Below are 6,000 nucleotides of genomic sequence, written 5' to 3'. Positions count from 1 at the left end.
CTTGGTGTAGGCACACTTATCATGGGCTTAAGAGATGCAAATGTTGTTGCAGATTTCTGTGGCATTCCAGAGGACGAGCAGGTCATGAGCATCATTGCTGTTGGTTATAGATCAGAATCTGTTACTAAGAAGCCACCTCGCAAGAATGTTGAAGATATTGCGAAGTTCATATAGTAAAAAAAATGAGGTCACCCATTTGGATGACCTCATTTTTTATATTAAAAGAGCGCGAGACGGGACTCGAACCCGCGACCCCCACCTTGGCAAGGTGGTGCTCCACCAACTGAGCCACTCGCGCATATCTGTTGTTTCCTCAACAACAATGGTTATTCTATAGGAATTCCAAGGATAAGTCAAGCACTTTTTACACAATTGTTTATATTTTTTTATAATGATAAAATCATAGATATGAAAGCACAAAAATTGGCCAGGGAATACATTCAAATCAAAGATGATAATGGCAAAATAATCGGCTGTGGTTTTAATCAATCATGGCTTAATAATACTGACCTTAAAGGCCTTAGTAATCAAGGTTGCGGTATGATTTCAGCAATCGATTGTGGCCTTTATCTTGCAAATAACACTTCTATTTCTATGCACGATTATCTCCAGCTGTGTCATCAGTTTTCCACTACTATCGTATTTACGAAGTTGTTTACCCGGGAATTCTTCGGCACAATTTCCATTGGCATTCTACCATTTCAAATATGCAGATATATTAATTCCATGGACTCCATTCAAATGAAAGCAAAATGGAATGGTATTCATGGGCACAAAAATATGCTTTCTACCATGGAAGAAATGCTTAGTAACAACATCCCTGTCATCTGGGGATTGTATCGATATAATCGCAGAATAACACTCTATTCCTATGATTCTATAAATGATACATATAAAGCTACCGCATCTACTAATAGTCACTACGTAAATGCGATAGCTATTATTCATAATGATACCCCAATCCACAATACAATGATAAAGGTTTCATCCTGGGGGCAAATCTTCTATATCGATTATGATGAATATCTTGCATATGTAGGCAATTCAATCATAAGCAAGTTTTGCTCAAATATAGTGGTTATTGATTCCATCTGTTGATATTTTTGCTAGTATCAATGGTGCTGGCGCGCTGCACTGCACTATTTCCAAATTTTCCTCTTATAGAATCCAGCGTAGAATCCAATGCTTTTCTCTTCTCTTTATTCTCATCCTGAAATAACGACATCTGCTCAAATCCATCTCTTTCTATATCTGATAGAGACAGTCCCAGCAACCTGAGAGGCTCTCCATGCCAGCTTTCTCTTATTAGCTGCTTAGCAGTTTCAAAAATAATATCTGTTACATCTGTAGCTTCCGGAAGTTTTTTCTGATGGGATTTATTTACAAAATCAAGATTCCTAAATGTGACACCTATACATCTACATTTTCCCTCATCGGCTCTCATACGTGCTGCGACTACATCCGTCTGAGCCAACAGCAGACGGTTGATGGCTTCTATATCTACTAAATCTTCTTCAACCGTTGTTTCTGCAGAATATCCCTTTGCATCCTCTGCCTCCTGAAGCACTGGGGAATCGTCTATACCATTTGCATAATTATGAAAATGTATGGCCCCACGTTCTCCAAGAAGCATTGTCAATTGCTCCACTGGATATTTCGCCAATTCACCAATTGTAAATATTCCTAGGCTCCTAAGCCTTGCTGATGTAGATTTGCCGCATGTGAATAAATCCTCCACTGGTAAAGGCCACATTTTGCTCTCTATTTCATTTGAAAATAGAGTGTGCACCTTATTTGGCTTTTCAAAATCGCTAGCCATTTTTGCACATAATTTATTAGAAGCGACACCCACATTAACAGTAAATCCAAGTTCTTTATAGACTCGATCCTTTATTTCATAAGCTGTTGCAATTGGATCTGGATAAATAAGATTCATGCCAGACATATCCAAAAATACTTCATCAATTGAAAAAGATTGCATCGTAGGGGTATATTCCTGGCATATTGCTTTGAAAGCTCTAGAACATTTTACATACCAATCAAAATTTGAGCCAGCAATTACAAGATTAGGACATTTTCTAAGAGCACTGGAAACAGGCTCCCCAGTAACAATCCCATATTTCTTTGCAGGAATTGATTTTGCCGCTACAATGCTTCTTCTAGAATCTGGATCGCCACCAACTATGGATGGGACTTCACGCAAATCAGGCCCACCATTTTTTAGCATCTCCACCGCAGACCAAGAAACAAAAGCACTATTAACATCAATGTGAAATATTAATCTATCACTCATATAAAAAACCTCTAGCTTTATATTACACCATTATAAGCTAGAGGCAAACACATGTTTTATATAATTGTTAAAATTCGAATTCTTTTAGAACTTGATATACGCCCTTTTCAGCCCATGATGGACAGATGTTATTTGCATGCTCTTTAACAACATCTGGGGCAGATGCTACTGCATAGCTATGCTTTGCAACATCAAGCATACCAATATCGTTATTGTTGTCGCCAAACACCATTGTTTCCTCTGGTGAAATATCAAAGATTCTTTGTATAAAGCCAAGGGCTGCGCCTTTATCAACTGACTTATCCATACAGTCAATCCAGTCTTCTCCAGCCATTGTAGCCTTTACTTTGTCCTTCCATTCTGGAATGATTTTGCCCTCACCAAGGTCACGGATAGATGGTCTATTAAATGCTGATATTTTGATAATCTTTTTGCCGGCTGTAAGGATATCTTCTACTTCCTCTACGTGATTACGATATCCTTCAGTGAGAAGCTTGATAAAGCTTTCATCATTTCCTGGCTCAATATAAGTAACGCCAGGGCCTTCCCAAATAATGTTGCAGCCTGGTGTTTCTCTTAGTTCATGTGTAAGTCCCTTCACGTATTCCCAGTTCATTTCTGCAACGTGAATATCCACACCTCTGCATTTAACGTGAGCGCCATTACTTGCTATGAAAATCAAATCATCTTTGATTTCATCAAACATTCTTTCAACGCTTGTGGACTGTCTACCACTTGCAATACAAACAATGATGTCCTGGTCTCTAAGCTCTTTTATCTTTTCAATAAACTCAGGATAAATTTCAGATGATCCATCTTTAACTAATGTACCATCTACATCTGTGGCGATTAATTTGATCATATTTAAACTACTTTCTCTTATCTAAATTACTAGCAACTTTCATTCCAACATTTTGAATAATCTGGAATAAGATAATCAAAAGAATAACCGTAACAATCATAATATCTGTCTGCCATCTGTAATATCCGTAACGAACGGCGATATCGCCAAGTCCGCCACCACCAACTGTACCAGACATAGCTGAATATCCAAGGATGTTACCAGTTGTGATAGTTGCTCCTACAATAAGAGATGTGCGAGCCTCAACAAGCATTACCTTAAACACGATATCCCAGTTGCTTGCTCCCATTGATTTTGCAGCCTCAATAACACCTGGGTCCACTTCATTAAGTGAAGACTCAACCATGCGTGCAATATAAGGTGCAGCACAAACTACAAGAGGAACAATTGTGGCTGTAGAGCCATAGCTCTTTCCAACAACAAGTCTTGTAAATGGAATTAATAAAATAAGAAGAATAAGGAATGGTATTGAACGAACTACGTTACATATAACATCCAAAATTCTATAAACTACTACGTTAGGCTTAAGGCCATCCTTGCTTGTGACCTTGAGAAGAATTCCAAGTGGTAATCCTAAAACATATGCAATTAAAGTAGAAACAATTGTCATGTAAAGAGTATCGCGAATACCCTCTAAAATCATATTAATAACCTGTGAATCAAACATCTCCAGTCACCTCCTCAATTTCAAGGCCTCTTTCCTTAAGATAAATAATGATATCCTCCTGAAGCTGTTCATCCTCTGGAAGTCCAAGAATCATTTCGCCCTTTGCAAAACCGCCAACGTTCTTTGTATCTGCACGAAGAATGTTAACTGCAGTCTGGAATTTCAATACCATGTTTGCAATAACAGGCTCGAAAGAAGAATTCTCTGTAAATACAATACGAATCTTTCTTTCGCCATTGAGAGTCTCTACTGTGCCACCAGACTTTTCGCTATCACCACGAAGGATAAGTTCTCTAGCCGCACTAGACTTTGGATGATTAAATACATCCTCAACCAAACCGTTTTCAACAACCTGGCCCTTTTCAATGATTGCAACCTTGTTACAAATTTCAGATACAACTGACATCTGGTGAGTGATTACAACGATTGTAATACCATACTTTTTATTGATATCTCTAAGCAACTCTAAAATAGAAGCTGTTGTCTGTGGATCGAGGGCTGATGTTGCCTCATCACAGAGAAGAATTCTAGGATTGTTTGCAAGAGCTCTAGCGATAGCAACACGCTGACGCTGACCACCTGAAAGCTGAGCTGGATATGCCTTTGCTTTGTCGGCAAGGCCTACTACTTCAAGTAATTCCTTTGCTCTTTTTCTGGCATCTGCTTTTGAAACTTTCTGAAGACGAAGTGGGAAACAGATGTTATCCAAAACATTTTTCTGCATAAGAAGATTGAAGCTTTGGAAAATCATAGCAATCTGGCTACGCTCAGCTCTAAGCTCGGCCTCTGAAAGAGCACCAAGATTTTTATCTCCAATCCAAACCTCACCGCTAGTTGGTCTCTCTAAAAAGTTAAAGCATCTTACAAGGGTACTTTTTCCAGCACCTGACATACCGATGATTCCATAAATATCACCTGTTTCAATTGTAAGATTAATGTCTTTTAACGCATCGACCTTTGTCTCTGACTGATCGAAGGTTTTCGATAAGTTTTTTACAACAATTTCGTTCATATTTTTTCCTTTATTTTTAGTAGTCAAAAGTAAAAACAAGTGTAGTAATACTACACTTGTTTAGATTAACCTTTGTCTTTATATTGGTCAAGTATACGACTTATTTTTCGTAGAATACTACTGCTCCATCATATGTATCCTCGATGAATTTCTTGATTTCATCAGACTTAAGCACTGATACAAGAGCCTGAATCTTTTCGTCGTTCTCATGTCCTTCGTATACAGCGATGATGTTTACATATGTCTCAGCTGCAACTGAATCTGAAGCCTCATATGCGATTGAATCCTTAGCAACTGAGTAGCCTGCCTCAAGTGCATAGTTACCATTAAGAACTACATAAGCAACCTCACCAACTACACGTGCTACCTGAGCAGCCTCAAGCTCCTGGAATTCAAGGTTGTATGGGTTCTCCGTGATATCGTTAACTGTTGCCTCAAGACCAACGCCATCCTTTAATGTAAGAAGACCATTGTCCTGAAGAAGTAAAAGTGCTCTAGCTTCGTTTGTTGTATCGTTTGGAATTGCAACAACATCACCATCTTCTACATCATCAAGTGATGACTTTGTGCCAGGGTAAATTCCGAATGGCTCATAGTGAATATCACCAGCATCTACAAGATGTGTTCCGTGCTCCTCGTTGAAGCTATCAAGATAAGGTACATGCTGGAAGTAGTTTGCATCAAAATCCCCTGACTCTACAACCTCGTTTGGCTGTACATAATCTTCGAATACTGTAACCTGTAAATCATATCCCTGCTCAGCAAGTAATGGCTTTGCAGCTTCAAGAATCTCTGCATGTGGTGTAGCTGATGCTGCAACTGTGATTGGCACTAAATCCTCTGTAGCTTCTGCGCTTTCTGTTGTCTCCTCTGATGATGTGTCTGCAGCTGCATCTGAGCTTCCGCAACCTACAAGTGCCCCAGCCAATACAACACCTGCTAATGATACACTAGTAATCTTCTTTAATAAGTTGTTTTTCATATTTGTCTCCTCCTTCAAGCCCATTATTTATATTGGGGTTTTCTTTCGTATTTGTTTATGAATGAGACTTTAACACACCATAAACTCTACTTCAATACGGTTCATTATACCTAGATTTAATAGCTAGCTATCAATTTTATTTATAACCAGCATTTTCTTTTACGAATGCTTTGTTTTTAAGGGA

Annotated in this window: 7 protein-coding genes and 1 tRNA gene; 2 read left to right on the top strand and 6 right to left on the bottom strand. The window is 38.6% G+C overall.

Features of this window, described 5'->3' with window-relative positions; all coding sequences use genetic code 11:
- Nucleotides 1–174 (top strand): nitroreductase family protein (locus BMY66_RS13985; RefSeq protein ID WP_442960176.1); only part of this gene is annotated, 174 nt, incomplete at its 5' end.
- A 51-nt stretch (nucleotides 175–225) separates the two neighbouring features.
- Here the strand turns inward: BMY66_RS13985 and BMY66_RS09935 are convergent.
- Nucleotides 226–298 (bottom strand) — tRNA-Gly (locus BMY66_RS09935).
- 110 nt (nucleotides 299–408) lie between these two features.
- Here BMY66_RS09935 and BMY66_RS09930 point away from each other — a divergent pair.
- Nucleotides 409–1,098, top strand: a complete 690-nt coding sequence (locus BMY66_RS09930; protein WP_143064528.1) for a hypothetical protein — start codon at nucleotides 409–411, stop codon at nucleotides 1,096–1,098.
- Here the strand turns inward: BMY66_RS09930 and BMY66_RS09925 are convergent.
- From BMY66_RS09925 to BMY66_RS09905, 5 genes are all read right to left on the bottom strand, one after another.
- Nucleotides 1,079–2,293, bottom strand: coding sequence for a DNA polymerase Y family protein (locus tag BMY66_RS09925; protein ID WP_090395021.1), 1,215 nt, complete (start codon nucleotides 2,291–2,293; stop codon nucleotides 1,079–1,081). The genes BMY66_RS09930 and BMY66_RS09925 overlap by 20 nt on opposite strands.
- Before the next feature lie 67 nt (nucleotides 2,294–2,360).
- The gene (locus tag BMY66_RS09920; protein ID WP_044936230.1) at nucleotides 2,361–3,155 is read right to left on the bottom strand and encodes a Cof-type HAD-IIB family hydrolase; all 795 of its coding nucleotides are present in this window, start codon (nucleotides 3,153–3,155) and stop codon (nucleotides 2,361–2,363) included.
- A gap of 7 nt (nucleotides 3,156–3,162) precedes the next feature.
- Nucleotides 3,163–3,822 (bottom strand): methionine ABC transporter permease, encoded by a 660-nt coding sequence (locus tag BMY66_RS09915; protein ID WP_090395020.1) that lies wholly within the window; start codon nucleotides 3,820–3,822, stop codon nucleotides 3,163–3,165.
- On the bottom strand, nucleotides 3,815–4,834 hold the full coding sequence (locus BMY66_RS09910) for a methionine ABC transporter ATP-binding protein (RefSeq protein ID WP_033151657.1): 1,020 nt from the start codon (nucleotides 4,832–4,834) through the stop codon (nucleotides 3,815–3,817). Before BMY66_RS09910 ends, BMY66_RS09915 begins: the two co-directional genes overlap by 8 nt.
- 100 nt (nucleotides 4,835–4,934) lie before the next feature.
- Entirely contained in the window at nucleotides 4,935–5,816 is an 882-nt protein-coding gene (locus tag BMY66_RS09905; protein WP_090395019.1) for a MetQ/NlpA family ABC transporter substrate-binding protein, read from the bottom strand.
- Nucleotides 5,817–6,000 lie beyond the last annotated feature (184 nt).

This window comes from Pseudobutyrivibrio sp. C4, assembly GCF_900111635.1.
Taxonomy (GTDB): Bacteria; Bacillota; Clostridia; order Lachnospirales; family Lachnospiraceae; genus Pseudobutyrivibrio; species Pseudobutyrivibrio ruminis.
The sequence above is the reverse complement of the archived record's forward strand: the minus strand, read 5'-3'. Positions and strand labels throughout refer to the sequence as shown.

Coding starts and splice junctions, on each gene's coding strand:
- BMY66_RS09915 (WP_090395020.1), bottom strand. CDS start 3,822: ATGTTTGATTCACAGGTTATTAATATGATTTTAGAGGGTATTCGCGAT.
- BMY66_RS09910 (WP_033151657.1), bottom strand. CDS start 4,834: ATGAACGAAATTGTTGTAAAAAACTTATCGAAAACCTTCGATCAGTCA.
- BMY66_RS09925 (WP_090395021.1), bottom strand. CDS start 2,293: ATGAGTGATAGATTAATATTTCACATTGATGTTAATAGTGCTTTTGTT.
- BMY66_RS09920 (WP_044936230.1), bottom strand. CDS start 3,155: ATGATCAAATTAATCGCCACAGATGTAGATGGTACATTAGTTAAAGAT.
- BMY66_RS09930 (WP_143064528.1), top strand. CDS start 409: ATGAAAGCACAAAAATTGGCCAGGGAATACATTCAAATCAAAGATGAT.
- BMY66_RS09905 (WP_090395019.1), bottom strand. CDS start 5,816: ATGAAAAACAACTTATTAAAGAAGATTACTAGTGTATCATTAGCAGGT.